Origin of the sequence: Campylobacter sp. BCW_4323 (genome assembly GCF_001763115.1) — a bacterium.
Lineage (GTDB): Bacteria > Campylobacterota > Campylobacteria > Campylobacterales > Campylobacteraceae > Campylobacter_D > Campylobacter_D jejuni.
Genome location: NZ_MJYC01000023.1, coordinates 1 through 523, shown reverse-complemented (window position 1 = coordinate 523; position 523 = coordinate 1). Strand labels below are relative to the sequence as shown.

The 523-nt window shown below is 25.2% G+C and carries 1 protein-coding gene; it reads right to left on the bottom strand.

Annotated elements, in window-relative coordinates; translation table 11 throughout:
• Positions 1–510 (bottom strand): glycosyltransferase family 2 protein (locus tag AJN60_RS00590; protein ID WP_141085090.1); only part of this gene is annotated, 510 nt, incomplete at its 3' end.
• Positions 511–523: the final 13 nt, after the last annotated feature.

Below are 523 nucleotides of genomic sequence, written 5' to 3'. Positions count from 1 at the left end.
ATCAAACCAAACCACTTCAACCCCATCCATTCTAGGAACACATTCTTCTATGCAATTTAATTCCCAATAATCATCAGAATCTAAAAAGATAATATAATCAATATCAGGAGCTTTAAAATTTAAAAGTTCATCTTTATTTTTAAAGAAATTTGAACTTTTATATATTTTATAAATATTATAAGGATTATCTTCATTGTCTAATTTAAATTCTACTAAGGAGTTTTCTTTTAATTCTTGGGTAATATTTTTAAAATCATATTCTTTACTAAAGAATTCTATGCCAACATTTCTTGCTGTACTTTGTCCCCCGTTTTCCTTATCAAAAAGTATAAATCTTTCATCTTTTAAAGTATATTCTTTTGCTATATTGAGTGAGTTTTCATCAGTACTTCCATCATTTACAAGTACAACTTGTAAATTTTTATAAGTTTGATTAACAACACTATCTAAACATTCTTTTAAATATTTTTCCACATTATAGATTGGGATAACTACACCTACGGTTTTCATTGTTTTTTCCTTA